The 26,881-nt window shown below is 72.4% G+C and carries 21 protein-coding genes and 1 other RNA gene; 7 read left to right on the top strand and 15 right to left on the bottom strand.

The window, feature by feature from the left end:
* Positions 1–938 precede the first annotated feature (938 nt).
* Positions 939–1,418 carry a CinA family protein gene (locus BL253_RS32930; RefSeq protein ID WP_076821377.1) on the top strand — a complete coding sequence of 160 codons (480 nt, stop codon included), beginning with the start codon at positions 939–941 and terminating at the stop codon, positions 1,416–1,418.
* Positions 1,419–1,614: 196 nt separating this feature from the next.
* Here the strand turns inward: BL253_RS32930 and BL253_RS32925 are convergent, their stop codons facing one another.
* Positions 1,615–2,289, bottom strand: a complete 675-nt coding sequence (locus tag BL253_RS32925; RefSeq protein ID WP_096336138.1) for a DUF6766 family protein — start codon at positions 2,287–2,289, stop codon at positions 1,615–1,617.
* Positions 2,290–2,380: 91 nt separating this feature from the next.
* Entirely contained in the window at positions 2,381–2,761 is a 381-nt protein-coding gene (locus BL253_RS32920; protein WP_076821362.1) for a hypothetical protein, read from the bottom strand.
* A gap of 279 nt (positions 2,762–3,040) precedes the next feature.
* On the opposite strand from BL253_RS32920, the gene BL253_RS32915 reads away from it, so the two are divergent.
* Both BL253_RS32915 and BL253_RS32910 read left to right on the top strand, forming a co-directional pair.
* Entirely contained in the window at positions 3,041–3,838 is a 798-nt protein-coding gene (locus BL253_RS32915; protein ID WP_076821360.1) for an SDR family oxidoreductase, read from the top strand.
* A gap of 313 nt (positions 3,839–4,151) precedes the next feature.
* Positions 4,152–4,916 (top strand): class I SAM-dependent methyltransferase, encoded by a 765-nt coding sequence (locus tag BL253_RS32910; RefSeq protein WP_076821358.1) that lies wholly within the window; start codon positions 4,152–4,154, stop codon positions 4,914–4,916.
* A gap of 186 nt (positions 4,917–5,102) precedes the next feature.
* Here the strand turns inward: BL253_RS32910 and BL253_RS32905 are convergent, their stop codons facing one another.
* The 9 genes from BL253_RS32905 to BL253_RS32865 all read right to left on the bottom strand — a co-directional run bounded on the left by BL253_RS32905 (position 5,103) and on the right by BL253_RS32865 (position 17,600).
* Positions 5,103–7,259 carry a catalase gene (locus BL253_RS32905; protein ID WP_076821356.1) on the bottom strand — a complete coding sequence of 719 codons (2,157 nt, stop codon included), beginning with the start codon at positions 7,257–7,259 and terminating at the stop codon, positions 5,103–5,105.
* Between the two features lie 517 nt (positions 7,260–7,776).
* Entirely contained in the window at positions 7,777–8,865 is a 1,089-nt protein-coding gene (locus BL253_RS43105) for a glycosyltransferase family 9 protein (RefSeq protein ID WP_076821354.1), read from the bottom strand.
* 31 nt (positions 8,866–8,896) lie between these two features.
* On the bottom strand, positions 8,897–9,628 hold the full coding sequence (locus BL253_RS32895) for an SDR family oxidoreductase (protein WP_198946500.1): 732 nt from the start codon (positions 9,626–9,628) through the stop codon (positions 8,897–8,899).
* The gene (gene rfaE2, locus BL253_RS32890; protein ID WP_081438925.1) at positions 9,615–11,942 is read right to left on the bottom strand and encodes a D-glycero-beta-D-manno-heptose 1-phosphate adenylyltransferase; all 2,328 of its coding nucleotides are present in this window, start codon (positions 11,940–11,942) and stop codon (positions 9,615–9,617) included. Before rfaE2 (BL253_RS32890) ends, BL253_RS32895 begins: the two co-directional genes overlap by 14 nt.
* Before the next feature lies 1 nt (position 11,943).
* Positions 11,944–13,173: a glycosyltransferase gene (locus BL253_RS32885; protein WP_076821353.1), complete on the bottom strand. Its 1,230-nt coding sequence runs from the start codon at positions 13,171–13,173 to the stop codon at positions 11,944–11,946.
* Positions 13,170–14,375 carry a glycosyltransferase family 9 protein gene (locus BL253_RS32880; protein ID WP_206745140.1) on the bottom strand — a complete coding sequence of 402 codons (1,206 nt, stop codon included), beginning with the start codon at positions 14,373–14,375 and terminating at the stop codon, positions 13,170–13,172. Before BL253_RS32880 ends, BL253_RS32885 begins: the two co-directional genes overlap by 4 nt.
* Complete coding sequence (locus BL253_RS32875; RefSeq protein WP_081438924.1) at positions 14,372–15,022, bottom strand: HAD-IIIA family hydrolase; 651 nt, start codon at positions 15,020–15,022, stop codon at positions 14,372–14,374. Before BL253_RS32875 ends, BL253_RS32880 begins: the two co-directional genes overlap by 4 nt.
* Before the next feature lie 41 nt (positions 15,023–15,063).
* Positions 15,064–16,329, bottom strand: coding sequence for a glycosyltransferase family 9 protein (locus tag BL253_RS32870; protein WP_076821351.1), 1,266 nt, complete (start codon positions 16,327–16,329; stop codon positions 15,064–15,066).
* Positions 16,326–17,600, bottom strand: coding sequence for a glycosyltransferase family 4 protein (locus BL253_RS32865; RefSeq protein WP_076821349.1), 1,275 nt, complete (start codon positions 17,598–17,600; stop codon positions 16,326–16,328). Before BL253_RS32865 ends, BL253_RS32870 begins: the two co-directional genes overlap by 4 nt.
* A gap of 317 nt (positions 17,601–17,917) precedes the next feature.
* Here BL253_RS32865 and BL253_RS32860 point away from each other — a divergent pair, with 317 nt between their 5' ends.
* From BL253_RS32860 to BL253_RS32845, 4 genes are read left to right on the top strand one after another with little or no spacing between them, the layout of a single operon-like run.
* Positions 17,918–19,213, top strand: a complete 1,296-nt coding sequence (locus tag BL253_RS32860) for a glycosyltransferase family 9 protein (protein WP_241835350.1) — start codon at positions 17,918–17,920, stop codon at positions 19,211–19,213.
* The gene (rfaE2, locus tag BL253_RS32855; protein ID WP_241835349.1) at positions 19,210–20,703 is read left to right on the top strand and encodes a D-glycero-beta-D-manno-heptose 1-phosphate adenylyltransferase; all 1,494 of its coding nucleotides are present in this window, start codon (positions 19,210–19,212) and stop codon (positions 20,701–20,703) included. The genes BL253_RS32860 and rfaE2 (BL253_RS32855) overlap by 4 nt, the downstream gene beginning before the upstream one ends.
* 41 nt (positions 20,704–20,744) lie before the next feature.
* Positions 20,745–21,653, top strand: coding sequence for a glycosyltransferase family 2 protein (locus tag BL253_RS32850; protein ID WP_241835348.1), 909 nt, complete (start codon positions 20,745–20,747; stop codon positions 21,651–21,653).
* Complete coding sequence (locus tag BL253_RS32845; RefSeq protein WP_076821346.1) at positions 21,650–22,615, top strand: glycosyltransferase; 966 nt, start codon at positions 21,650–21,652, stop codon at positions 22,613–22,615. The genes BL253_RS32850 and BL253_RS32845 overlap by 4 nt, the downstream gene beginning before the upstream one ends.
* 195 nt (positions 22,616–22,810) lie before the next feature.
* On the opposite strand, the gene BL253_RS32840 is transcribed toward BL253_RS32845, so the two are convergent.
* The 4 genes from BL253_RS32840 to ssrA all read right to left on the bottom strand — a co-directional run bounded on the left by BL253_RS32840 (position 22,811) and on the right by ssrA (position 26,859).
* Positions 22,811–23,236: a ChaB family protein gene (locus tag BL253_RS32840; RefSeq protein WP_076821344.1), complete on the bottom strand. Its 426-nt coding sequence runs from the start codon at positions 23,234–23,236 to the stop codon at positions 22,811–22,813.
* A gap of 149 nt (positions 23,237–23,385) precedes the next feature.
* The gene (locus tag BL253_RS32835; RefSeq protein ID WP_076821342.1) at positions 23,386–25,173 is read right to left on the bottom strand and encodes a thiamine pyrophosphate-requiring protein; all 1,788 of its coding nucleotides are present in this window, start codon (positions 25,171–25,173) and stop codon (positions 23,386–23,388) included.
* Positions 25,174–25,334: 161 nt separating this feature from the next.
* Positions 25,335–26,423 carry an FAD-binding oxidoreductase gene (locus tag BL253_RS45935; protein ID WP_081438923.1) on the bottom strand — a complete coding sequence of 363 codons (1,089 nt, stop codon included), beginning with the start codon at positions 26,421–26,423 and terminating at the stop codon, positions 25,335–25,337.
* A gap of 63 nt (positions 26,424–26,486) precedes the next feature.
* Positions 26,487–26,859: a transfer-messenger RNA gene (gene ssrA / locus BL253_RS32825) on the bottom strand.
* Positions 26,860–26,881 lie beyond the last annotated feature (22 nt).

The following is a 26,881-nucleotide window of genomic DNA, read 5'->3' as shown; positions in this document are numbered from 1 at the left end:
GACAGCCGCGGCGCCTACGAGGACTCCTACCTACCGGACGGGCAGCCCACCGCCACCCCCGAACAGGCACTCGACTGCGCCTGCGGGCTCTACGCCGGCGACCCCACCGCCTGGACCAAATGACCACCAACCAGACCAGCAAGATTTACGCGCGGCTGCACTAGCATCTGCYCGCGGGTCCTGCGGTCATCCAGACCGCTGGTGGACAGCAGGTCGGCGCGGAACGGCTCCTCGCCAAGCACGGCGAGGGTCCGGGAGTCGACGCCTCGACCCTGCCGGTGCCCCGGCGGAGTGAAGCCGTACCGACCGAGCCGGTGGTAGTCGCTCAGACCCTCAAGGATGGGCGCACGTGACTGATCCATACCCGGTCATTACCCAGCCGGACGCCAGTGACCGCCTCTGGTCGTCCCGGCCTGGACGACTCCACAGCCGGCGCGCCGGACGAGGCACCCAGCGGCTGCATGAYCGGGCAACCAACCACGACCACGCGCGTGGCGCACGCCGGACGTCGCCTTCAGCGCCTCGGCCGCCGTGCTTCGGTAGCGGCCATCTGGATGGCGAATGATTGCCCCGGGAGACTTGGGGGATGTCTCGACCGCCACCGAGCGTGGTCGCCGTCGCCAACCTGCCCGGGCCTGGCGCTCGTCGTCATCTCACCAGCGCGGGGCCTGATCAGCCGCAACCGGTATATGGAGCCGCGATACTTCATGATCTTCGGCCCATAGCCTCGAGATCAGCCGGGGAGGAGCGGAGGCAACAGTACATGTGGATGGAATGGAGGCGCCATGCGGCAGGACGCTCGATCGAGCGGGCGACGATCTGAGCGGCACGGCGGCGTCCACGACGTGGCGCGGAACGGGGCCACCAACGATCATGCCGACGGGACAACCGAACCTGGCCCTGGTCCRCACGCCACGACGTGGAAGGAGGCGCTTCGGTTGGCTGATCTCGCCCATGGGAGGTTGGTCGACGCGGGGCGGACGGTCGCGGTGGCCGAGTCCCTCACAGGCGGCCTGGTCAGCGTGGTTCTCACCGCCGCGCCCGGGACCAACGCCACGTTCAGAGGGGGCCTTGTGGTGTATGCCACCGATCTCAAGCATACGGCCGCTGGAGTGCCCCAGGCCGACATCGAGCGCCACGGTCCTGTCCACCCCGTGGTCGCCGAGCGGCTCGCGGCCGGAGTCCGCGAACGACTCTCGGCGGACTACGGCATCGGCGTCACCGGCGTTGCTGGGCCGGGCGAGCAGGCAAGGCATCCCGTCGGCGAGGTCTTCGTCTCGATCGGCTCCGAGGCGGGCACCTCGGTCACCCGCCATCAGTTCGAGGGCAGTCGTGACGACATTCGGCTGGCGGCCGCGATCGCGGCCCTCTCGGACCTCGTCCGCGCCCTCGACACCTCCCCGACGACCAGCACCTGACCCCGCCGGGCCCCAAGGACGCGCTGCGGACCCACACGTTGACCCGCCGCGGGCCCACCCTCACGTTGACAGGGCACGGCATCAGCCTGGTGGGGAGTCGGATCCGGCTCGGACTGGCTCGGAAGACGGTGAAGGGCGGACTTCGAGGTCGGATCGTTCCTCGGGCGGGACGGAGCGGGCGAGTCCTCGTGGAGGGTTATCCTTCGGCGCCGGTCACGTCGTGCGGGGTGCCGACGGGCTTGGACTCGGGTGAGCCGCGTTGTCGTAGGTAGATGGACAATGCTGCCATGGAGGCGACGGCGAGGAATTCCGACTGCCAGTTCTGGAAGGTGCGGTTCCAGAAGTCGGCGGAGCTGACGTAGCCGGTCCAGCTGACGGTGGGGGCATGCTGGGAGAGATGGTCCGCGTTGTACGCCGCTCGGCCCGCGATTGACTGGGCGAGCCATGACAGACCGAAGACCGTGCCCATTGCCAGCCCGAGGGACCGGGAGTACAGCCCAGCCCAGAACCGGCYGGCCCGTACTGGTCCCGGCGAGCGGGCTGTGGCGTGCGCGCCGACGTGCTGCTGTTCGTCGGACTCCGTGCCGCGGTCGTCGAGCGGCTTGGACTCGTTGGAGCCGCGTTGCACCAGCCAGACGGTCACGAAAATGTAGAGGAAGAACTGCAGGTACTCCGACTGCCAGTTCTCGGCCACATCGACGGCGAAATGGGAGGAGGTCAGATAACTACCCAGCGCCACGGTCGGGGCCCCGTTGAGTTCCTGTTGGTTGTTGAAGTCGGTGTGGCCGGTCAGCGCCTGACCCGCCAGCGCCAGCAGGAACACGGCGCCGAAGAACAGTGTCAGGCCGTTGTCCCGAAGGAAGGTCCGCATCGGCCTCATCTGTGCAGCAATCCCAGCAGGCTGAAGTAGGTAACGCCTGCCAGCAGTACGACCASCGTTACGACGAACACGACTCGCATGATCAGCCCTCCACCGTGCAGTCGTAGCGGTCGGGCGCTGGTTGGCACCCGGTGGCGCTGATCTGCCAGCCGGATKGGAAGTGAGCCAGGAACACCGTCTCGGTGTCGAGGACCACGCGAGCCTCAGTTCCCCATACCTCGCTCGAACGGAAAATTCCGCCCTTGAGATCGAGATCAGGGAGTGCCTGCTGGCACGATCGGCCGCTCGCCGCCTCAAGCGCGCCGCGGGCCTGTTCGGTCAACATCGCACAGGCGGCAGGCCCGTCGCCGTGGTTCAGCGCGTCGTAGAAGGACCGCGTGGTAGCGGTGGCCGCGTTCCGCTCGTCGCCGGGCCCGCACCCGGCCAGCACAGCCGTGGCGATGGCCCAACACAGCGCGACCATCCCGAACCCTCGATGTCCACCCGCGACTCGCCGCCGCCAATCGCCTCCGGTGTCGTCAGGTCCTTGCCCCAAGGACGTGGATGCTGTCACGAAGGCCGCCTACCCGGGTATCTGGGCCGATACGCCTCAGCGAGCCCAGGATCCGGGCACAACCACGATTGCTCTGTCGGCCCCAGGGTCCGTGTCTGGGCGGTTGCTCGGTGGCCGCGGCCCTACACCGCTGAGCCGCGCACCGCGCGGCCCCGCGTTAGCAGGAGCGGACCGGGTAGCGACCGGCTCATGACCCCTGATACTCCAGCCGCCATCGTGACCGGCTCCGACTCGGGAATCGGACGTGCCTGCGCCGTGGCGCTGGCCCGCGACGGCTTCAATGTCGGCATCACCTACTCGTCGGACGCGCAGGGTGCCAAGACGACCGCGGACGAGGTGCAGGACCTCGGCGGTACCGCGCACATCGCCCACCTAAACCTGACCGAGCTGCCCCGCGCCGGCGATGTCATCGACGGCCTCGTCGACGCCCTCGGCCGGATCGACGTCCTGGTCAACAGCGCCGGCACCGGATCGGCGACGCTCTTCGTCGAGACCGAATACGACAAGCTCCGGGAGGTCCTCCAGGTCGACCTGGAGGGCCCGTTCGTCTGTGGGCAGCGCGCCGCCCGCCACATGATCGAAGAAGGCCGGGGCGGTCGCATCATCAACATCACCAGCGTCCACGAGCACCAGCCGCGGGTCGGCTCCGCCGCCTACTGCGCAGCCAAGGGCGGCCTGGGTCTGCTCACCAGGACGATGGCGATCGAGCTCGCCGAGCATGGCATCACCGTGAACGCGGTCGCGCCGGGTGAGATAGCGACGCCGATGACTGGCCAGACCGACATCGACCCGAGGACCCAGCGCCGCCCCGGCGTGCCGCTCGGCCGGCCAGGTGACGCCCGCGAGATCGCGGCGGTAGTGGCGTTCCTGGCTAGCCCAGCGGCCTCCTACGTGACCGGCAGCTCGTATGTCGCCGACGGTGGAACGCTCCAGATGGGGCCGCAGGCGGGGTCGCACCTCGGCTCCGACGACTGGCGCCGGCCCTGATCGAAGCTCCCTGCCACTCCGGCCGATCCCGATAAATCCTCGCGACCCGTTACGACCGACCCACAGAGCCGCGGCGCGACTTCGCCGGCCACCTGCTTGATGGCGCGTGAACGCTCAGGCCGGGGCGGGTGCCGGCCCGGCGTTCTCATGCGCCCGCAGCGAGGTGTGGCCGCCACGCCTCGCGACTCGACCCACATCAAGGTGACCCGTGTGGGCGCGGGTGTCGTGGGTATTTCGCGAGTCGGCTCCGCGCGACGGCGCGCGGCGTTCGAAGGGGGCCAGCGGTGGCCCGCTTCGATGTCAGGAGCGATCATTGCCCTTCTTTGATCCGGTCGAGTCGGGGTTCTACGCGGCCTGCCTGGAGAACCTCCTGGGGAACACCAGGCTGCGACCGACCCTGGCGAACGGCGTGGTGGAACTGGGCGCCGGCACCGGCATTCCGATGGTGGAGGCGCTGCGACACCAGGAGTCAGCCATCCCGGTCCGCGGTTTCGAGCGCGACGGCCCCTCCAGCGGGGTCGCTGCCCGCGTTGTCGAAAAGGCGGGACTGACGAACTACCAGATCGTCCACGGCGACTTCTTCGACGGCGTACGCGACGGACCCGAGCGGTGTGCCGTCGCCAACCCGCCCTACCTCCCAGCTCCCGGCCACGCACCGGAGCTGTGGGGCGGCGACTCCGGCGCCGACGTCTCCCGGCGGATACTCTCCGCCGGCTTCGACGCCGTCCTGCTGCTCGTCTCCTCGATCTCCGATCCCATCGGCCTCCTCGAGCACGCCCGCAAGACGGGGTACCGGGTGGTCGACTGGATGGCGCGGCCGATCACCTTCGGCGCCTACACCCGAGACAGCCGGGTAAGCCACCGCATCCGCGAACTCGCCCGCCACGGACACGCGTTCTTTACCCCCGACACGTACACCATCGCCGGAGTCACCTGGATCACCGACCCTACGGCGACCGACGACACCGAGGCACTCACCACTGTCCTCACCGCCGGTCAGGCCATCGGGATCCGTGAGCACGACTCCCACGCCCACGAGCCGGTGGCGAGGGTCCCGTCGCCAGGTCAAGGCAGGTAGAACTGACGAGACCGTGCCCGCCCGTCCGTCCGCCCGCCCCACCTCGTCCGGAATCGGCGGGTGGGCGGCGGGCGACGAGGAAGACAGGCGGGCAGCCACCTGTTCGGATGGTTCGTTCGGAGCGGGGTCGCCAGACGGTGTCTGTCAGGCAGGCCCATGGCGGGCCTGCCTGACCTTTGACTCCGGTCAGGCGGGAACGAGGTCCACCTGGCGGTCGAAGTGGCGGTGAGCGGCGACGGCCTGGCTGAATGTCCCGGCGAATGCCTCCAGCTCAGAGCCCAGCGGCACACTTCCGGAGCCCGCCAGGGTGACGACCCCCAGGTCCACGACGGGCCCGTCGCCCGGCGCGCCGACCCGTGCGCCGGGCAGGTCAGCGCGCTGCAGCAGCCGGATGCCTTCTCCGAAGGCGCCGACTGCCTTGCCGTGCTTGAATGCCTCGCTGACATAGTGGATGGCTTCGCCGTTGGCGATCAGGGCGTCCGTCGCGGCTGTGCCGTCAGCGACGAGTACGGCGTCGTACAGCACGGACGCCATGGTCACCAGGTTCCGGTCCACCGGAAGGTCTTCGCCGGACGCCGTGGTGATCGTTCCGCCGTGTGGAGCGATCACCTCGGTGACGATCCCCTGCCCGCCCAGCAGTTCACGCAGCCGCCGCAACGTCGGCCCCTCGGCACCGTCGGCGGACAGGACGGCGATCTTCCTGCCACGGGAGGTCCTGGGCTGGTTGGCCTGGCTCAACGCCGGCGAGCTGCGGCCGTGGTTGGTGGCCTGGACCGCCGGCGGTTCGAGCCCGAGGCCCGCGGCCACCCCGGTGGCGAGATCGTGATCCACGTGGGCGAGGTGTTCGAGGACCCGCTGCTGGATCACCGGGTAGTCGACCTTGCCAAGCTCGAACTGGAAGGCCGCGACGATGTGGTGCCGCTCCCAGCCGCTCATGCTGTTCCAGAACAGCGTCGCCTGGCTGTAGAAGTCCTTGAAGCTCTCACTGCGCTCCCGGATCTTCTGCCCGTCGACCCGCTCCGCGTAGTGGGTGTACGCGCCTTCCCCGGCAGACGCCAGCGCCGGGCAGCCGCCGGAGATGCTGTTCGGGAAGTACGAGGTGCGCCCCACGTCGATGCGGTGCTGGYCGTAACCGTCGCGCTGGTCGTTGTGGACGGGCACCACCGGCCGGTTGACCGGCAGCTGGCTGAAGTTGGGGCCRCCCAGCCGGATGAGCTGGGTGTCGAGGTAGGAGAACAACCGGGCCTGCAGGAGCGGGTCGTTGGTGAAGTCGATACCCGGGACGACGTTTCCGAGGTGGAAGGCCACCTGCTCGGTCTCGGCGAAGAAGTTGTCCGGGTTCCGGTCGAGGACCATGCGCCCCACGACGCGCAGCGGCACCTGCTCCTCCGGGATGATTTTCGTCGCGTCCAGGAGATCGAAGTCGAACGCGTGCTCGTCCTCCTCCCGTACCAGCTGCACGCACAGCTCGTACTCCGGGTACTGCCCGGTCTCGATCGCCTCCCACAGGTCCCGCCGGTTGAAGTCGGGATCCTTCCCCGCGATCTTCTGGGTCTCGTCCCAGACCAGCGAATGGGTCCCGAGCGCCGGCCGCCAGTGGAACTTCACGAAGGTTCCTCGCCCGTCGGCCGCCACGAGCCGGAAGGTGTGGACCCCGAATCCCTGCATCGTCCGGTAGCTGCGCGGCAACGCCCGGTCCGACATGAGCCACATCATCATGTGCATTGACTCGGGGACATTGCCGACGAAGTCCCACAACGTGTTGTGGGCGGACGACGCCTGCGGGATCTCGTTGTGTGGCTCCGGCTTCACCGCATGCACGAAGTCGGGGAACTTGATGYCGTCCTGGATGAAGAAGACCGGCATGTTGTTGCCGACCAGGTCGAAGTTTCCTTCCTCGGTATAAAATTTCGTGGCGAATCCGCGGACGTCTCGGACGGTGTCAGCGGATCCTCGCGACCCCGCGACGGTGGAGAACCGCACGAAGACCGGCGTCCGCCGACCGACGTCCCCGAGGAAATGGGCCCGGGTCACGTCCGCCAGCGAGTCGGAGGTGACGAAGTACCCGTAGGCGCCGGCCCCTCGGGCGTGCACGACCCGCTCCGGGATGCGTTCGTGGTCGAAGCGGGTGATCTTCTCTCGTAGGTGGAAGTCCTCCATGAGCGTCGGGCCCCGGCTACCCGCGCTGAGGGAATCGTCGGTGTGATCGACGCGTACGCCCTGGTCGGTGGTGAGCCGACTTGCCTCATGGGAGACCCGGGCATCACGGTCGAGCTGGTCCTGTTTCGGGTCGGCGCCCCGCGGGCCCTGACCATCGGGCTGGCCGTCGAACGATCTGGTCACGCCATCCTCCTCGCCTGCGCGGATCGCCCCCGCTGGGCAGGTGTGTCCCGCTGCCGCTGTATCGGCGGCCTGCCAATATCACGCGGGCGCGGCGCCAAGTCCCAGAAGAATCCGGCTGGGAACCAAACGCACTGACGCGCCCATGTCAGGGCGGAAGACAGCCACGTTCGTGGCCACCCGCGCCTACCACTCAGCAGCACTTTAGGATGCGGGCGCGGGCCTCCGCCTGGGACCGCCATCCCCGGATTTCTAGCGCCAAAACACGCGAAGCTCCGCGGAGTAACGCGCGACGGAAATCATCCCCTTGCGAGCGGCCGGATAGTCGATGCCGGCGAGGAACTTCTGCGGCGGAAAGAAGTGAGACGCCTGTCCCATCCCGGCCGCACGCTCTTGTCGAACAGATCCATCATCGGCATCGGGTCCACCTCACCGCCGTACAACGACACCGTCCCGCCACGGCGGACCGCCCGGATCGCGGTGTGCGGCACGGTCATCAGACCGACCCCGAACCGCTCCGTCAGCGGCCGACGACGTCCCGACAGGCCAGTACGTCTTCGGCTGCCCGCAACACGTCGTCGACGGTCAGGGTCAGCAGGCCGGGATCGGGGGTGACCGAGCGGGGATCGCCCAGGCGCCCCGACCAGAGGGAACGGTGCGTCGGGCGCCGGGCCGGCGGGCCCCATTCGGCCGGCGAGACCGGGCCGAACAGCAGCACGGACGGTGTTTCGTAGGCGGTGGCGAGATGGCCGATGCCGGTGTCGGCGGCCAGCAGCAGCGCCGCGTCAGCGACCAGCCCGCAAAGCCCGAGCAGATCCGTCCGCCCGGCAAGGACGCTCGAATCCTCCAGGCCCGCCAGCCGGGCGACATACCGGGCCAGGGCGGCCTCCTCCGCCCCGCCGGTGATGACCACCGGCCAGCCGCCGGCGGCGAGTTCACGCGCGACCGCGGCCCAGCGTTCCGGCGGCCAACGCCGGGCCTGCGTCGCGCCGCCCGGATGCACGATCACCCAGCCGTCTCGGCGGCCGGTCAGCCCGTCAGCCAGATCGGCCGGCGCCGAGGCTGGTCGGACGGGGCGCGGCAAACCAAGGTCGTCGGCGTCGCAGGGCACGCCGTACCAGGCGAGCAGCCGGCACCAACGTCGGCTCTCATGTTCGACCTGGTGGGGTGATGGACCGTCATCCGCTTCCGGACCACCATCGGCCCGCGCGTGGTCGTCCTGCATGGGGTCATCGTCCTGGGTCGCACTGGCGACCCCGTCCAGCCGGTAAGCATCCGCCTCACCCGCGGCGGGCAGATAGCGCGGTCCATCAGGCAGCTCGAACGCCCAGAGGCGGTGTGGGCCGGTGGCGCGCAGTGCCGCCGTTGACTCGGGTCCGCGTCCGTGCAGGTTGACGGCCAGCTCGGGGGCCCGCACGGCGGGCACGGCGAGCGGGACGGTGGGGATGACGGCGTCGACCGCGCCGGACAGGAGGGCCACCGGTTCGAGCCAGCGCGGCGCGGCGAGCACGATCCGCCGATCCGGCAGGGCCCGGCGCAGCCCGCGCAGCGCGGGAAGCCCGGTGAGCAGGTCGCCAAGCCCGAGTGCCCGCAGGACGACGACCGTCACCCTCGGCCCGCCGTTCTCCCGCCACTGGGGATCACGGGTAGGAGGTCTCCCATCGTGAGGTCACGACCATCTCCTTCATCTCGCAACCGGGAGGCTGGGTCAACGCGAAGAGCACGGCACGGGCGACGTCCTGTGGCCGGTTGAGCCTGGCGTCCGGGCCGGGCTTGTACTTGTCCTCGCGCTCGTCGAAGAACCCGGTGGTCATCCCGCCGGGAACGAGCAGCGTGACGCCGACGCGTCCCTTGAGCTCCTCGGCGAGTGCCCTGGTCAGGCCCACCACCCCGAACTTGGACGCGCAGTACGCCGAGGCGTCGCCARCCACCCGCAGGCCGAGCGTGGACGCGCAGGTCACGATCCGCCCGCCATGCGGTTCGAGCGCGGGCAGGGCCGCGCGCAGCACCGCGGCCGTCCCGAGCAGGTTGACCGCGACGATGCGCTCCCAGTCGGCGCCGGCCAGCGATCCGAACGGCGCCGGGGTGTCGGTGCCGGCCGCGGTGAAGACCCCGTCGAGGTGGCCGCCCGCGTGCTCGACCAGTCGGCGGGTGGCCGCCTCCGCGGCGCGCCCGTCCGCGAGGTCGACGACCTCGTGAGGCACGTCGCGGGCCGGGACGCGGTCGAGGACCAGCGCCTTCCCGCCCGCGTCCCGGACGGCCGCGACGACCGCCGCGCCCAGTCCACCGGCGCCTCCGGAGACGAGGACCGTCCCCGGACTGCCGAACCCGTTCGTCGCTCCGGTGTCGAGCTCGATGTCAGCGACCGTCACGGTGTACCGCCTCTCTGATGATCGATGTGGTTGACCGGCCGTCCAGGTACGGCAGCACGACCGCCTGGCCGTGCCAGGACGCGACGACCTCGGCCTCCGGGAGATCCGCGACCGCGTAGTCGCCGCCCTTGGCGAAGATGTCGGGACGCAGCTCGGCGAGCAGCCGCGCCGGGGTGTCCTCGTCGAACACGGCCACCGCGTCGACGCTGCCCAGCCCGCGCAGCACCGCGGCCCGGTCGCCGGCCGGGACCAGCGGGCGTTGTGGGCCCTTGAGGCGGCGCACCGAGTCGTCGCTGTTCAGGCAGACCACCAGGCAGTCGCCGAGCTGGCGGGCCGCGGCAAGCACCTCGACGTGCCCGGCGTGCAGAAGGTCGAAGCAGCCGCCGGTGGCGACGACCGTCCCACCCGCCTCCCGAGTGCGCCGCACCACCGCCAGCGCCTGCTCCAGACCGCTGTCGCGGTATGCCACCGCGGCGCCTCGCCCGGACTCCGTGCCGGYCGCGTCGAGGGCCGCGTCGAGGGCGAGCGCGTCCGCGTCGAGGGCCAGGTCCAGCGCGTCGCCGTCCATGGGGCCGGTGTCGATACGGCTGGTGTCGATACGGACGGCCGAGGCGGCCCCGGCGGCCACGAACACGCTCGCGGCGTCGGTGGCCGCCACGATCGCCTCGGAGGGCAGCGCCCCGCCGGCCAACGCGGCCGCCGCCGTCACCGCGAACATGTCCCCGGCGCCGCAGGTGTCTCCGGTGGCGGCCGAGGCGGGCAGGACCACCAGCGGCGGAGCGCCGGAAGCGTCGACGAGCAGTGCCCCGCGCTCGCCAAGAGTGACGGCCGCGGTGGCGGCGCGCCAGGAACCGACAAGGCGACGCCCACGCTCGGCCGCCTCACTCACCACGTCCCCCCGGGCCGACGCCGTCCCTCCTGGCTCGTCGCCGTCGGCCGTGAACTGGCGTGCCTCCATCAGGTTGGGGGTCACCATGCGTACCCCGGGCAATGGAGCACCACCCCGGGGGTGCGGATCCCAGACCACGGGCACCCGACCGAGGCGTTCCGTGAGCGCGGCCCGCACCGACGTGGCGGCGGCGAGCCCGCGGCCGTAGTCGGAGACGAGCACGGCGCCGGCCACCGCGAGCGCCCGGCGGCCCTCCGCCGGCAGCGCCCCGACGAACGCGCCCCGCTCCGCGCCGCTCCGCTCCGCCCCAGCCCGGCGGTCGCGTCGGTCGCCGGGCGGCGCGCAGGCGCGGTCGAGGCGCAGCATCGTCTGGCCGCCAGCCTGAAAACGGATCTTCCGCGGCGTCGGGCCGCGCAGCCCCAGGTCCACGAGCTCGATCCCCTCCGCCGCGAGCAGCGCGGCGACGCGGCGTCCCGCCGCGTCCGCGCCGAGTGCCGTCACCAGCATCACCCGGTGGCCGGCCCGGGCCGCGAGCAGGGCGGCGAGGCCGGCTCCGCCCGGCCGCGGGTGATCAGCGATGGCGTCGAAGACCGGCGCTGGCGCACCCGGCACCAGCCGCTCGACCCGCCCGTCCACGTCGACGTCGAGCAGGGTGTCCCCGACCACGACGAGCGGGCGGCCACCCGGCCAGCTCGCCGGTACGCGCGGCKGCTCGGTCTCGGCCAGCTCGGTCTCGGCCAGCTCGGCGGCGACTGGCTCGGCGGCATCGGGCGCGGTCGAGGTGCCGGCCATCGTCGCGTCCGCGAGCGCCGTGTCGAAGGCGGCACACAGCAGGTGGACCGCGACGAGATGCGTCTCCTGCACGGTCGCCGTGCTCGGCGTGTCCAGGCTGGCGACGACCGTCTCGTCGCAGCGCCGGGCGAGCGGGCTGTCGGCGACGCCGACCAGTCCCCAGGTCCGCAGGCCCAGCTCCCGCGCCGCGTCGACCGCTCGAACGAGGTTCGCGCTGCGCCCCGAGGTGGACAGCACGACGAGGACATCGCCGGGACGCCCGTGTGCCCGCACCTGCCGGGCGAACACCTCGTCGTAGCCGTAGTCGTTGCCGATCGCGGTGAGCGCCGATGTCTCGGCGTGCAGGGCGATCGCGGACATCGGGGCCCGCTCGTCCTGGAAACGGCCGACGAGCTCGGCTGTCAGGTGCTGCGCCTCGGCCGCCGAACCGCCGTTGCCGGCGACGAGCAGGCGCCCGCCGCCAGGCAGCACCTCGGCGAGCCGGCGCCCCCAGTCCTCCAACCGGGCGACGTCGAGCTGGTCCAGGGCGGCGCGAAGATCCCGGACGTGCCGGTGCGCGGTGCGCCGCTCGTGCGCGCGCTCACCGGCCGGACGCGCGGGAAGGTGGTCAGTCCGCGAAGAGCCCGTCGCCATGTCACACCCCGGCCGGCAGGGACGGGCGCCGGGTGCGCACGCTCTGGCCGGCCAGAATCCGGCGGTAGACGTTCAACGTGAGACCGCCGACGCGGTCCCAGGAGAACAGCTCCCGGACCCGGCGCGCTCCCCGGTTCCCCAGCTCCCGGCACCAGCCGGGATCGGCGAGCAGATCGCCCAGCGCCTCCGCGAGCCGTTCCGGGGATCGCGCCGGCACGTGCAGGCCGGTTCCGCCTTCGACGACGGTGTCGACCAGCCCACCCACCGCGGAGGCGACGACCGGCACTCCGCAGGCCATCGCCTCGAGCGGGACTATGCCGAACGGCTCGTACCACGGGACGCAGGTCACCACGTCCGCGGAGCGGTACAGCTCCGGCAGGCGGTGGTGCTCGACGCGGCCGAGGAACCGGACCCGGTCGGCGACGCCTTCCTGGGCGGCCAGCGCTCGCAGCCGGCCCACCTCCGCGTCCACGTCGAGATCGGCGGGGTCGGGGCCGCCCGCGACGACGAGCTCGGCGTCCGGCACCTTCGCCAGCGCGCTCACCACGTTCCCGACGCCCTTGCGCTCGACGAGGCGGCCGACGAACAGCAGCCGGGCCCGGCCGGGCCCAGGCTCGTCGGCGGGTCCGTCTGGCCGGAAGAACGACAGGTCGACCCCGCACGGCACGACGCTTATCCGCCGCCGCGGCGCGCCCATCCGGACCAGTTCGAACGCCTCGTCCGTGCAGGTGGCGACGATGTGGCCGACGTCGGAGACCAGCCGTTGCTCCAGCGCGATCCGGTCCGGCGGCGAGGTGTCCTTGCGGCCCTGATGGCGTCGCTTGACGACGCCGAGAGCATGCAGCGTCAGCACGACGGGCACGCCGAGCGGCCGGGCCGCGCGTACGGCGGCGAGTCCGGACATCCAGAAGTGCGCGTGCACCACGTCTGGCCGGTCGCGCCGCCACTGCTGGTGCAGGTCATCCGCGAAGTCGTCCATGTAGGGCAGCAGGGCGTCCTTCCCGACGTAGTGGGCCGGCCCCGCGCGGACGTGGTCCACCCGCACCCCGTGACCGAGCTCGACCTGGCGCGGCAGGTCCGGGTCGTCGCGGCGGGTGTGCACGGTGACGTCGACGTCATGGCGGGCCAGCGCCTCGGCCAGCGCGGCGACGTGCACGTTCTGGCCGCCAGCGTCGACGCCGCCGAGGGTCGCGAGCGGGCTGGCGTGCTCCGAGACCATCGAGATCTTCATGTCTCGCCTCCGGGGGCTCTCAGCCTGAGGACGGGAGCGTGGGCCGACGCGGCGGGTGTCCGAGCCGCGAGCGACAGCGGCGAACCAGGCCGGACCGACCCGTCCGGCCGGGCGGGATGCGCTGGCCAGGCGAGTCGGACGGGCGGCGGGTTGGGCGCGGCGAGCAGCGTGTCGAGCGCCGCCAGCGCCTCGGTGGACGTGACGGCTTCCAGGCACGGATGCCCGTCGACGGCGCAGTCGCGGGCACGGCATCCGGCGCACGGCACCGTCTGGTCACCGAGCAGCACCCGGCGGGATGTGTAGGGCGCCCAGCGCTCCGCCGGCACGGTGGGCGCGAACAGCGAGACCACCGGCGTGCCGACAGCGGCGGCCAGATGCGCGGGGCCGGTGTTGGCCACCACCACCGCGGCCGCCCGGTCCAGCACACCGGCGAGCGCCGGCAGATCGGTGCGGCCGCCGAGGTCGACGATCAGGCGCGCGCGGGCCTCGGAATCGGCGGACGCCACCGCCCGATCGTGGATCGCCGCCGTGAGCGCCGTCTCGTCCGGGCCTCCGGTGACTACGACGCGGGTCCCCCGGTCGGCGAGCGCGGCGGCCAGTTCGGCGAACTTCGCGGCGGACCAGCCGCGGGCGGGCACCGAAGTGCCCGGATGCAGGACGACGTAGCGATCTCCGCCGGTCAACGGGGCGGGATCGGGCAGTGGTCCACGCACCGCGAGCCGGCCGTCGTCGCCGGCCGGCCGTGGGTAGCCGAAGGCGGCGGCGGTCGACAGGCCCCGCTCGACCTCGTGCAGGCCGGTCTCCGGTAGGCGGTGGCGGACGTCGAGCAGCGAACCGGGATAGTCCTCGCTCGCGGCGGCGATCCGTCCGACTCCGGCCATCCGCAACAGCAGCGCGGTGGGAAGGGGGCTCTGGTGGAACGACGTGAGCACGAGCGCCTCGTCGTAGCGRCCGCGAGCCAGCCGGCCGACGAGGGCGTCGACATCGTCGCGACGCACCGGACCGGGTGTGGCGTCGATCCATGGGCAGCGCCACACGAGGACGTCGTCCACGGCCGGCAGCAACCGCGCGGCGTGCTGGCCACGGGGGCCGACGAGCAGGGTCAGGTGGCGTGCGCCAGCCCGCATCGCGCGGATCGCCGGTCCCGCGAGCAGGACGTCGCCGTCGCTGTCCAGGCGGGCGACGAGAACCCTCGGCTTCACCGGGCGACCGCGCGGGTCTCGCCGCCGGCCAGCCTGTCGAGATCACCGCCCGTACTGCCCRCACGCGCTCGAGCGGGAGGACCGAGCAGCAGGTCCACGGCGGCCAGCAGGTCCGTCGCGACCTCCGTGGCCGCGGCGACCTCCTCGGCGCGGGTGACCGAGGTCGGCACCAGCACCGCGCGCGCGCCCACAGCCGCCGCGGCGGCCATGTCCGCGCCGATGTCCCCGATCACAGCACAGGCGCCGACCGGAACACCGAGGCGGCCGGCGGCCTCGAGCAGCAGCCCGGGCGCTGGCTTGCGGCAGGCGCACCCGGCCGTCGGCGAGTGCGGGCACACGAGCACCGGCCCGATCCCGCCGAGCAGCTCGTCGAGCCGCCGGTTCACGGCGCCGACCTGCTCCAGGGTGATCAGGCCGCGCCCGACCCCACTCTGGTTGGAGATCACGGCCGTCGGCACCCGGGCCGCCCGCAGCCGGGCGAGCGCCGCCGCGGCGGTCGGCATGGCGGCCACCAGCGCCGGGTCGCCGTTGTAGGGGACGTCGACGCACAGGGTCCCGTCCCGATCGAGCAGCACTCCGGCCGGCCGCGCGGCAGGCGTCGCCAGCCGGCCAGCGGGGTCCTGCTTTCCCAGGGTGGAGGAGGCCATGGCTCGATGGCTGCCCGAATGCCGGGCCTGAAAACTACTACTCAGCGTACAAATCGTCGTACGACTGATGACGACTCTGAGTAAACCTGGCCGGCCGCCACGGTCCGCGCGACCGCCACCGCGACAGCCGTGACGCCGAGATCCACCATGCAGGCCGGATCCGTCTCGGACAGCGGGCAGTCCGCCGTCCACCAGCACTCCTGCTCCGTGATCGCCAGTGGGCGTCGGACCGGGCACCCGGGCAGCCCCTGCAGGTCGACGACGGCAACCGGCGCGTGCCGCTCCCACCCGGCCGCCGACGTGCCCGAGGTGCCCGTTCTCGGTCTCGGCGTGTCCTGGGCCGGCACACTCGGCGCGAAGCCGTACCGGCTGGCCGAGGTCGGACCGAACAGGCCGACCGCCGGCGCCCCCACCGCGACCGCCAGCCGGACCGGGCCGGTGTCACCGCCGACGACCACTCCCCCGGCGCGGCCGGTCGCCGCGCCGACGGCCGCGAAGAGACGCAGCGGCGCCGGCGGCAGCACCTGGACCGGCGTGCCTCGCTCGAAGCGCACGTGGGTGGACGCGCTCAGCACCGGGTGGCCTCGCCGGTCGAGCTCGCGCGCGAGCGCGGACCAGCGCCGGGCCGGCCAGCGCTTCACCGCCATGCCGGCTTCCGGCACCAGGAGCACGGGACAGGCGCGACCGCCCGTGAACCGCCGCAGCCACCGCGCGCCCTCCGCTCGCTCCCCCTCGTCGAGGGCGACCGCCCCGGGCGCCGTCCGGCCGGGCTGGCGCGGAGTGCTGTCGACCCAGCCGTCGGCGGCGAGCAGGCGCAGGTAGCGCGTCCCGACCGGCTCCGTGGCCGGCGGCTGGCGCCACAGGTCGGCCACCAGCGCCGGCACTCTGGCCGAGCCTCCCGAGGTGTCCCCGGACCGTTCCATCGCGCGCGCGAGCAGCGCCGGAATGCCGCTGTGCCGGCTGGTCGTCACCACCAGGTCCGGCCGCCGACGCGCGACCGCCGCGGCGAGGGCGGCGTGGATCGCCGGGGCGGTGTGATCGGCCAGCTCGATGACCTCGCCGACGCGGGGGTCGCCGGCGAGCAGCTGCCCACCCGGAGCGAAGGTCACCACCCGCAGTGCCGCCTCCGGGTGGCTGTCCGCGAGCCGGTGGATCGCGGGCAGCGCGATGAGCAGGTCACCGAAGCCGCCCAGCAACTCGACGAAGAGGATCTCGCCCACGATGCCGGGCCGCTCGTCGGCCGGCCCGCCCGCCGCCCGCCCGGCCCGCGCCGACGCGCTCCCCCCGCGGTTCTGGTCCGCGCTCACCGGCCCTCCGCCGCCACGAGCCGCTGGTAGAGGCGCAGATGCGCCTGGGCGACCGCCGGCCAGTCGCGTTCAGCGACGAGCGCCCGTCCTCCGGCCGCGACCGCGGCACGCAGGTCCGCGTCGGCGATCACGCGGCGGATCCCGGCGGCGAGCGGCACCGGATCGCGCACCCCCCGCACGACGACCACGGTCCGGCCGTCGGCGAGATCCGGATCCGGCGGGTCGGCCGCCGTCACGACGGTCGGCACCCCGTGCGCGAGCGCCGCGGCGAGCGCGCCGCTTCGGCCGGTGACTCCCGCCGTGAACGGCAGGACGCACGCGTCAGCGCCGAGCAGGACGCGGGACACCTCGGCGGCGGGCAGATGACCGGTGAACGTGACCCGATCGGCGACACCGGCCGCACGAGCATGACCCGCCAGCTCGCGCCGGAACGCGTCCGCTTCCGGCGCGGGCAAGGCCCGCGAGGTGAAACCGCCCGCGACGACGAGGCGCAACCCGGGATGGTCCACGGCGAGCATCGCGAGCGCGTCGAGCAGGTAGCGCACGCCCTTCACCGGATGGACGAACCCGAAGAACACCAGGACCGGGTCGTCTGGGTGACCGCCGATCCGTCGTCGCAGGTCGGCGCGCGCCCTGGCACGTCGGTCGCGGTCAGCGGGCTGAGCGTCGGCCGACGCCCTGCCCGCCGACCGCGGCGCTTCGGCCACGCTCGCGCGCTCGCAAGCCGGTGCCACATTGGGCGGCAACGGGATGGTGTGCGGCTCGACGCCGAGCCGGCCGCGCACCATCGCGGCGTGCTCGGGGTTGGTCACCACGAGGCCGGCCGAACGCGGGCCGAGCAGCAGCGTCTCCCGGTCCCACCGGGCGGTCGCGCGCCGGCCCCCGATGCCACGTTCGCAGCGTCGCCATGCCCAGGCCGGCGGCCACGACGGCCACGACCACCAGCCGTACTCGTGCAACGTCGTCAGCCAGCGGACCCGCCGGCCCGTCAGCGCCGGCAACAGGCCGACGGCTGGAGAGAACCCGAAGGCCGACGGGGCGAACTGGACGTGCACGACGTCCGGCGCCGCGCGCCGCAGCCCCCGCGCCGCGGCCGGAACCGCGCGCGGTCCCCAGCCGATACCGCGAAGGTCGACAACCGAGCTGAACACGTCGGCGGAGCCGGACACCTCGCCGCGCCCCGGCCCGGTGGCGACCTCGCTCGCCGTGACGAGGACCGGGTCCACCTCGTCGCGCAGCGCGTGGGCGAGCCGGACGGTGTAGTCGGCCACACCGTCTTGATCAGGGGTCAGATTGCCACAGAGGAAGGCGATACGGGGACGGCGCATGCGGCCCGGAATACCCGGCGATCGCAACGACATCACCACCTCAGGACCGGTATTCCCGCAATTCCCGCGTCGTCCGCCTGGCCGCGTCAGTACTCGCCGCCGTCGCCTGACGCGATCGCGACGCCATGCCCGGCGGTCGCCGCCGCTGACCGTCTCCGTGACAGAGCCCCTGGCCAGATCGATGCGGTGTGTAGCAGTTTGCCGGCGTGGACTGCGGGCAGTGCCTCGGGGACGTCACCGCTGACCGTGCCGGAGGCCTTGTGACCACCGTCGTGTCCCGCCCGGCCGCCGTGCTTCCCCCGGCGAGCTTGTCTCGCCAGGCCGCCGGCCGCCAGGTGACAGTCGGGTCCCATCCCGCCGCCGACCGGGCCGGCTCGCTCGACCTCAGCGCCGCCCGCCGGATTCTGGTCGTGCGCCCGGACAACCTCGGCGATGTCGTCCTGCTGACTCCGGCGCTGCGCGCGCTGCGCGACGCCGCTCCGGCGGACGTCCGCCTCGACCTGCTCGCCACTCCCGCCGGCGCCGCCGTCGTCCCGCTGATCGACAGCGTCGACGACGTCGTCGAGGTCCCCTCGGTGAGCTGGCAGGACGCCGACGACAAGGCCTTCGACCCGGACGCGCACCTCGCGCTGATCCGACGCCTCGCGGCGGCCCGCTACGACGTCGCCGTGCTCTTCACGTCGTACTCCCAGTCGCCCTGGCCCGCCGCGTTCATCTGCGCGTCGGCCGGGATCCCGGTCCGGGTCGGCGCGTCCCGCGAGTTCGGCGGCACGCTGTTGACGCACTGGATGGACGCCCTCCCCGACGGCCAGCACCAGACAGACCGGGCGCTGGCGCTGCTGAGCCGGTTCGGCGTCCCCACCGACCACATCGATCCGCGGCTGGTCCTGAAGGTCCCCGCCGACGCGGTCGCCGCGGTGCGGCGGCGACTCGCGGCCCTGGACCCGACAAGCTCGGGCGCTGGCGGTGGCTCCGACGGCATCTCCACCAGCGGCGGGCCTTACGCCGTGCTGCTGCCGGGTGCGACGTGTTCGTCCAGGCGCTATCCCGAGCACCGGTTCGCCGCGGTGGCGGGCGGGCTGACCGACGCGGGCCTGCGCGTCGTCGTCGCCGGCACGGCCCGGGAGGCCGAGCTGGTGGAGCGGGTGCGCAGGGGAACGGAGCGGGTGGCGCTGAGCCCTGACCGCGCGGGAATCGGACTGGCCGGCGAGCTGTCGTTGCCGGAGCTCGTCGCCCTGCTGCGCGACGCCGCGGTGGTGGTCACGAACAACTCGGGCGGCGCGCATCTCGCCGACGCGGTCCGGGCGCCCGTCGTCGTTCTCTACGCGGGGACCGAACGGGAGGCGGAGTACCAGCCCCGGTCCGGGCCACGGGTGCTGTTGCGCCGCCCGACGACGTGCTCGCCGTGCCGCGCGTTCGTCTGCCCGTACCAGCACGAATGCCTCGACATCCCACCAGCGGAGGTCGCCGCGGCCGCCGCTGGGCTGGTATCCGGGCTGCCCGCTCGTACTCCCGGGGCGGGCTCGACCGGCCCGGCGCGGAGCGCCGCCCGGTGACGGCCGCGATGGACACCCGCGTGGACCTGGACCGCCTCGCCGAGGTGCGGGTGCTGGTGGTCGGGGACGCCATGCTGGACGCGTGGAGCTGGGGACCGCCGCGCGGGCTGTCCCGGGAGGGCCCGGTGCCGGTGGTCCGGGTGACCGAGCAGACGGAGGCGCCCGGCGGCGCGGCGAACACCGCCGCGGCCATCGCCGCGCTCGGCGCCCGGGCCGGCCTGGTCGGGCTCGTCGGCGATGACCGCGACGGCGACCGGCTTCGCCACATCCTCGCCGAACACGGCGTCGACACCGATGGCCTGCACACCGTCCCCGGCCGCGCGACGCTGGTCAAGCGGCGCATCTCCTCGGGCAACCACCTGCATCTGCGGTGCGATACCGGCGACGAGACACCGCCAAGCCCGACGGTCACCGGCCGGTTGGCCGCGACGGTCGCGAGCGCGGCCGCCACCAGCGCGGCGGTGGTCGCCTGCGACTACGCCGCCGGTCTCTGGACGCCGCGGCTGATCGACGCCGTGGCCGCTGCCGCGCGCACCGCCGGGCGCCCGCTCGTCGTCGACGCGCACGACCTGAGCCGGTGGGCGCGGGTCCGGCCGGACCTGGTCAAGCCGAACGCCGGCGAGACCGCCCGTCTGTTGCCCGACGGCGAGGCCCGGGCACGGTTCGCCCGCGACCGGGTCGGCACGGTCCTGGCTTACCGGGATGCGTTGCTGCGGGCGACAGGCTCGCGCGCCGCCACGGTGACCCTCGACCGCGACGGGGTCGTCGTGCTCACGGACCAGCGTGCGCCCTGGCATCTGCCGGCGGCCGGCGATGCCGTCCCCGACGAGCAGACCTCCGGGGCGGGCGACACCTTCGTCGCCGCGCTGACCGCCGCGTGCTGCGCCGGCGCGCGGCTGCGGGACGCCGTCGAGCTGGCCGCCACCGCCGCCGCGGTCGCCGTCGCGTCGAGCGGCACCAGTACCTGCACCGCCGACGACCTGCGCGCCCGCCTCAGCGGGGTGCCGCCGGTCGTGGTCGAGCCGGGCCAGCTCGTCGAGCTCGCGGCCACCCACCGCGCCGCCGGCCGGCGGATCGCCTTCACCAACGGCTGCTTCGACGTCCTGCATGCCGGCCACGTCGCCTACCTTGACGCGGCCAGCCGGCTCGGCGACGTGCTGATCGTCGCGGTCAACGACGACGCGGGCGTACGCCGGCTGAAAGGACCGGACCGGCCCCTCAACCCGCTGCGCGACCGGCTCGCCGTGCTGACCGCTCTCGCCGGCATCGACCACGTCGTCGTCTTCGCCGAGGACACACCCGCGGACCTGCTCCGGCTGCTGCGCCCCGACGTCTACGTGAAGGGCGGCGACTACACCGAGGAGATGCTGGCCGAGGCGCCGCTGGTACGACAGCTGGGCGGCGAGGTGCGGATCGTCGACTACGTCGAGGACCGGTCGACGAGCGGACTCGTCGGCCGGATCCGCCGGGGGGCGGTACCAACCGGATGACCGCTTCGCCCTCCTTTCCATCGGTTTCCGCGGGAGTTCCGGTGGACGTGCTCATCCCCACCTGCGGACGTCCAGAAGCACTGGCGGTCACGCTCGCCGGGCTGGCGAACCAGACCCATCCCGAGTTCCGGGTGGTGATCTCCGACCAGACCCCCGCCCCCGCGCCGGCCGCCCTCGACGCGCCCGCGGTCGTCGCGATGCTGCGCCAGCTGCGCCACCGCGGTCACGAGGTCGAGACCCACCGTCGCCGGGCCCGCCGGGGCATGGCCGAGCAGCGCCAGTTCCTGCTGGACCGGGCCGCCGCCCCGGCGGTGCTCTGCCTCGATGACGACATCTTCCTGGAAGCGCCAACCCTGGGCCGGATGCGGCAGGCGCTCGGCGAGCTCGGCTGCGGATTCGTCGGCGCCGCGCCGCAGGGCCTGAGCTACCTCGACGACGTCCGACCGGCCGAGCACGAGTCGTTCGAACCGGTCATCGGCGCGGTCGTCCCGGAACGGGTGCGCAAGGGCAAGCCGGGCTGGGAGCGGTGGCGGCTGCACAACGCCGCGAACCTGGCCCACCTCACCGCTCGGTTGGCGGACCAGGACGCCGCCCCGGCGGCCCGGTCCGGCCCGGGCAGCGCAAACGGCCCCGATCTTGGCCGGGACGGCGCCGCGGCCGCTGAATGGGTGGCCTACAAGGTCGCGTGGGTCGCCGGCTGTGTCCTCTACGACCGGGCCGCGCTCGTCGAGGCGGGTGGTTTCGCCTTCTGGCGCCGGCTGCCCACCGGTCACCGCGGCGAGGAGATCGTCGCCCAGCTGCGCGTCATGGAGCGTCGCGGCGGGGTCGGGCTGCTGCCGTCGGGTGCGGTCCATCTGGAACTACCGACGTCGGTCGTCGACCGGACGGTCGACGCCTACGCCGCGATCGTGGAGGCGGACGAGGCGCCGCCGGACAGGAGCACGCCATGAGGGTCCTGCTGTGGCACGTCCACGGCTCGTACACGACGTCGTTCGTCCAGGGCGGCCATGAGTACGTCATCCCGGTCATCCCCGATCGCGGCCCTGACGGCCGCGGGCTGGCGCGCACCTACCCCTGGCCGTCCAGCGTCCGGGAGGCGTCCCCGCGGCAGCTGCGGGACCTCGACGTCGACGTGGTCGTGCTGCAGCGGCCGCACGAGCTGGAGCTCGCCGAACGCTGGCTCGGCCGCCGACCGGGCCAGGACGTCCCCGCGATCTTCCTGGAGCACAACACACCCAAGGGCGACGTGCCGAACAGCCGCCACCCCGTCGCCGACCGACCCGGCCTGACGATCGTGCACGTAACCCACTTCAACCGGCTGTTCTGGGACACCGGAAGCTCGCCCACCCGGGTCGTCGAACACGGCATCGTCGACCCCGGATACCGGTTCACCGGCGAACTGCCGCGAATCGCCGTCGCGGTCAACGAGCCGGTCCGGCGGGGGCGGGTGACCGGGACCGACCTGCTCGCGCCGTTCGCCGCCGCGGCACCGGTCGACGCGTTCGGGATCGGGGCGGCGGCCCTGCCCGCGCACACGGGCCTGCCTGCCGACCGGCTGGGTACCTTCGACGACGTCACGCAGCGGCGGATGCACATCGAGTTCGCCCGCCGGCGGGTCTACGCGCACCTGCCCCGCTGGACCTCGCTGGGACTCTCGCTGCTCGAGGCGATGCACCTGGGCATGCCGGTGGTGGCGCTGGCGACCACCGAGGCGTACGAGGCGGTACCGCCGGGAGCCGGGATCCTCTCGACTGACCCCGGCGTGCTCGTCGACGCCGCGCGCCGCTTCATCGCCGACCCCGACCTCGCCCGCGCCCACGGTGAGAAGGCCCGGCAGGCGGCCCTCGACCGGTATGGCCTCGACCGGTTCCTGTCCGACTGGGATGAAGTCCTCACCTCGGCCGCTGCCTAGGTTCCCCGAGCCCGGCCGACGCCCGGTCGGCGGCGATCTCGCTGCTCAGGTGGGGAAAACAGAGCGGCCAGCCTTCCGGCATTCGCTTCGCGAGGCTGGAAGGCCGGCCCACGTGGGCGTCGCTGCGACGCTCCTCGGCGGCGATGATCCCGACCGCGATGGCGCCATCGCGGTCGGGATCATCGAGCGAGTCGTTCAGCGCGCCTTGGTGGTCGACCGGCGGTTCGCCTTCTTGATGGCTTCCACCAGATCGGCCTTCTTCATCGTCGACCGGCCCGGGATCTCGAGCCTGCGGGCGACCTCGCGCAGGTGGCTCACCGAGGCGTTCGCGTCCACGCCCTCGGCGGTCGGGCCGCCGCGCCGGGAGGCCGGGGCCTGCTGGGCCGCCTGCTGGTCCGAGGGACCCGCATCCTGCTTTGGCTCCCAATGGTCGCCGACCTTCTCGTGAGTGTGCTTCAACGACGCGAAGGCGGCGCGGCGCGCACGTTGCCCCTCGCCGTAGGTCTCGACCGCCGAGTCGTGTGTCTTCTTCCAGGTCCGCACGGCCTTGGCGTCCGAGCGCGCCACTGTCGACGGCACGTCCGACCGGAAGCTGTCCGCCTGCTTCGCCTTGCTCGCCACCACGCCCTCCTTTGGGGTTCATCCCGGTTCTGCCTCGGCGAGCCCGCCCGACGAAACGCCGAAAGGCTCAGGCCGCCTTCGCGAATCACGTTCCCGATGATTTCCGAGCAAACCACCCCTACTGGTGGCGGCCGGCCTCGGATGCGATCTCAGCTCCGATGGGGCAGCAGCTCCTGGACCTTCGTGCGCAGCCCCGCCGAGACAACACCCCAGCGGTTCTCATCGCCCTTGAGCAGCGCCTCGGTGGCGTCCTTCGCCTGCTCGAAGGTCGCGTGCGGCGGGATCGGCGGGAAGTTCGGGTCGGTCCGCACGTCCAGCACCGTCGGCCGGCCGGCGGCGAGCGCGGTGTCCCAGGCCGAGCCGACCAGTGCGGGGTCGTCGACGGTCAGCGCCTCGAGGCCGATGGAGCGGGCGAAGTCGGCGTAGGACACCTCGGGCAGGTTCTGCGACTCGGTGAACTTCGGGGCGCCCTGCATGGCGCGCATCTCCCAGGTGACCTGGTTGAGGTCGTTGTTGTGCAGGACGGCGATGACCAGCCGGGGATCGGACCAGTCACGCCAGTAACGGGCGATGGTGACCAGCTCGGCCAGCCCGTTCATCTGCATAGCGCCGTCGCCCTCGAACACGACGACCGGCCGGTCAGGATGAGCGAACTTCGCCCCGATGCCGTACGGCACGCCTGGGCCCATCGTCGCCAGCGTGCCCGACAGCGAGCCGCGCATCTCGCCGCGGAACCGCAGGTCACGGGCGTACCAGTTGGCGGCCGAACCGGAGTCCGCGGCGATGATGGCGTTCTGCGGCAGGCGGGACGAGGCCTCCCAGAACAGCCGCATCGGGTTGATCGGGTCGCCGTCGACCATCGCCTCCCGCTCGATGGTGGTCCACCAGCGCGCCACGTTGCGCTCGATCGTCTCTCGCCAGGACCGGTCCTCCTTGCGCCGCAGCGGCGGGATCAGCGCGCGCAGGGTGGCGGCGGCGTCGCCTACCAGGTTGACCTCGTACGGGTAGCGCATGCCGATGTACTTCGCGTCGACGTCGATCTGGATGCCGCGGGCCTGGTGCAGGTCGGGCAGGAACTGCGTGTACGGGAAGTTCGATCCGACGGTCAGCAGGGTGTCGCAGTCGCGCATCAGCTCGTAGCTCGGCCGGGTGCCGAGCAGGCCGATCGAGCCGGTGACGAAGGGCAGGTCGTCGGCGAGCACGTCCTTGCCGAGCAGGGCCTTCGCCACGCCGGCCCCGAGCAGGTCAGCGACCTCGACCACCTCGCGGCGGGCGCCGCGGGCGCCCTGGCCGACGAGCATCGCGACCTTCCCGCCGGCGTTCAGCACCTCGGCGGCCGCCCGGACGCCGTCGTCGTCCGGGGAAACCGCCGGCCACCGCACCCCGAGGCTGGAGGGAACCATCTTGAACGCGTGCGTCGGCCCGGAGTACTCGAGCTCCTGCACGTCCGCGGGAATGATGACGCACGTCGGCGCGTGTTCCGCGAGGGCGATCCGGAAAGCCCGGTCCAGGACGTTCGGCAGCTGTTCGGGGACCGTCACCATCTGGACGTACTCGCTCGCCACGTCCTTGAAGAGGCTGAGTAGATCGACTTCCTGCTGGTAGGAGCCGCCCATCGCGGTCCGGTCGGTCTGYCCGACGATTGCCACCACCGGAACGTGGTCGAGCTTCGCGTCATAAAGACCGTTAAGCAGGTGGATCGCGCCCGGGCCCGAGGTCGCGGTGCACACCCCGACCTTCCCGGAGAACTTCGCGTAGCCGACCGCCTCGAACGCCRCCATCTCCTCGTGCCGGGCCTGCACGAACCGCGGCTGGTTCTCAGCCCGACCCCACGCCGCCAGCAACCCGTTGATACCGTCGCCCGGATATCCGAAGACGTGTTCGACGCCCCAGTCCCGCAGTCGCGCGAGTACGTAGTCCCCGACAGTCCGGCTCATGAAGGCGCTCCTCACTTCGCTGGCGTTTCGCCGTGCGGTTGTCCGGGACGTCAGCCGGTCAACCCAGCGTTGCGGGGCGCGGGGCCAAGCTGCGTCAGCAGGCGGCGCCAGGAGGCGTTGGTTTCTCCGCGGCCCGGGCTCGTCGTCCTGTCGCATTCGCCCTACCCCGCGCGTGGCCCTGAAACCTGCCCTAAAACTGGCCCGATCCACGCCCGCGGTGCCATGCGGTCACCCGAAGTTGCCCGCCAGTCCGCGACAGCCGGAAGCGAGTGGCTCGGCGCGGGCGCCAGTGGCGTCGAGCAGTTCCTGGTCGGCCTCCCAGCCGAGCACGGCGTGCTGGTGGCAGTGCACCTGCGCGATCGCGCGCACGTCGGCAGCCGGGGCGGYGACCATCCGGGCGTATGCCGGGTGAGCAGCTCCGCGAGGGTGACGCTCTGCTTCGCGAGCCGGGCGATGTCGAGATCCTCGGGCATCAGCTCGGCGGCGTCCGCGCGCAGAACCGTGGCGCAGCTCGGTTCCAGGCCGACGACCAGGCCCCGGTAGTGCTGAGCGAGGACGGCCGGCACCGCGTCAACCGCCCGCGCGACGGTCTCGAAACCGAGCACGACCAGGGTGCGTTCCCGCGGGATGTCCGGGTAACGCGCCCGGATCTCCCCGGCGTACTGGTCGCGCAGCCGGCGCAGCGAACGGTAGACGGCGGCCCTCCGGTCGCCGTGCCGCTCGATCCGCGCGTACTGCTCGTCGTCGGTCTCCCCGCACCAGAACCGGGTGCCGTCGTAGAGCAGAACCTCGAGCCGGGCGATGTTGTCGACGACCTTGCCGGTGCGCTGCGCCGTGGCGCCGCACGAGTTGTTACCGATCATCCCGCCGAGCGTGCAGTTCGGATGGGTCGCCGGTTCCGGGCCGAAGCGCAGTTCATACCCRCTCAGCTGCCGGTTGAGGACGTCAAGCACGATGCCAGGCTCGACCACACAGGTCCTCGCCTCGGGGTCCACGGACAACAGCCTGTCGCAGTACTTCGTCCAGTCGATCACTACCGCCGCGTTGGTGCACCGCCCTGCGAGGCTGGTCCCACCGCCCCACGAGAGCACTCGGAGGCCGAGGCATGGCCGATGGCCCAGCAACGGTGCACCGCGGACGACGCTTTCGGCGTCCCGCGGCAGACCTCCCAGAACCGGAATCGCAAGCTCCGCGACGGCTACGCACCGAGGCCAGGCGACACGCCCCAGTGAAACGCCGGTCCGCGTCATAGATGCCGGCCAAAAAGAAGAACCCCCGCCACTCGCGTGACGGGGGTTCAAACGTGCTCACGCTTGTGGAGGTGGCGGGAATCGAACCCGCGTCCTCCGGCGGCGCGTCAGGGCTTCTCCGGGCGCAGCCTGCTTCTTATTTCTCGGCCCCACCGGTCCCGCAGGCAGGCCGGTGTGGGCCCAGTCACTGTTTGATGTTCCGCGCTACCCCGTGACCGGGTGGCGAGGTGATCCTCCTAGCGATGCCAGACCCTGGGCCGGAGGAACTCCCAGGCTGACAGTTACCTATATCCGTCAGGCCGCGAGGGCGTAAGCGGAGGTAACAGGCTGCGTCTTGTTGGCAGCTATTCTTTTGAGCGGATCGTTTACGAGATAACCGCTCATCCTCGGCCCGCTTCCCCTGGCGTGGCGTCCGAAGTCGAAACCGGTCACCCCCAGGTTCAGGTTCCACGATCACC

Origin of the sequence: Pseudofrankia asymbiotica (assembly GCF_001983105.1) — a bacterium.
GTDB classification, from domain to species: domain Bacteria; phylum Actinomycetota; class Actinomycetes; order Frankiales; family Frankiaceae; genus Pseudofrankia; species Pseudofrankia asymbiotica.
This window is presented reverse-complemented; position numbering and strand designations above follow the sequence as displayed.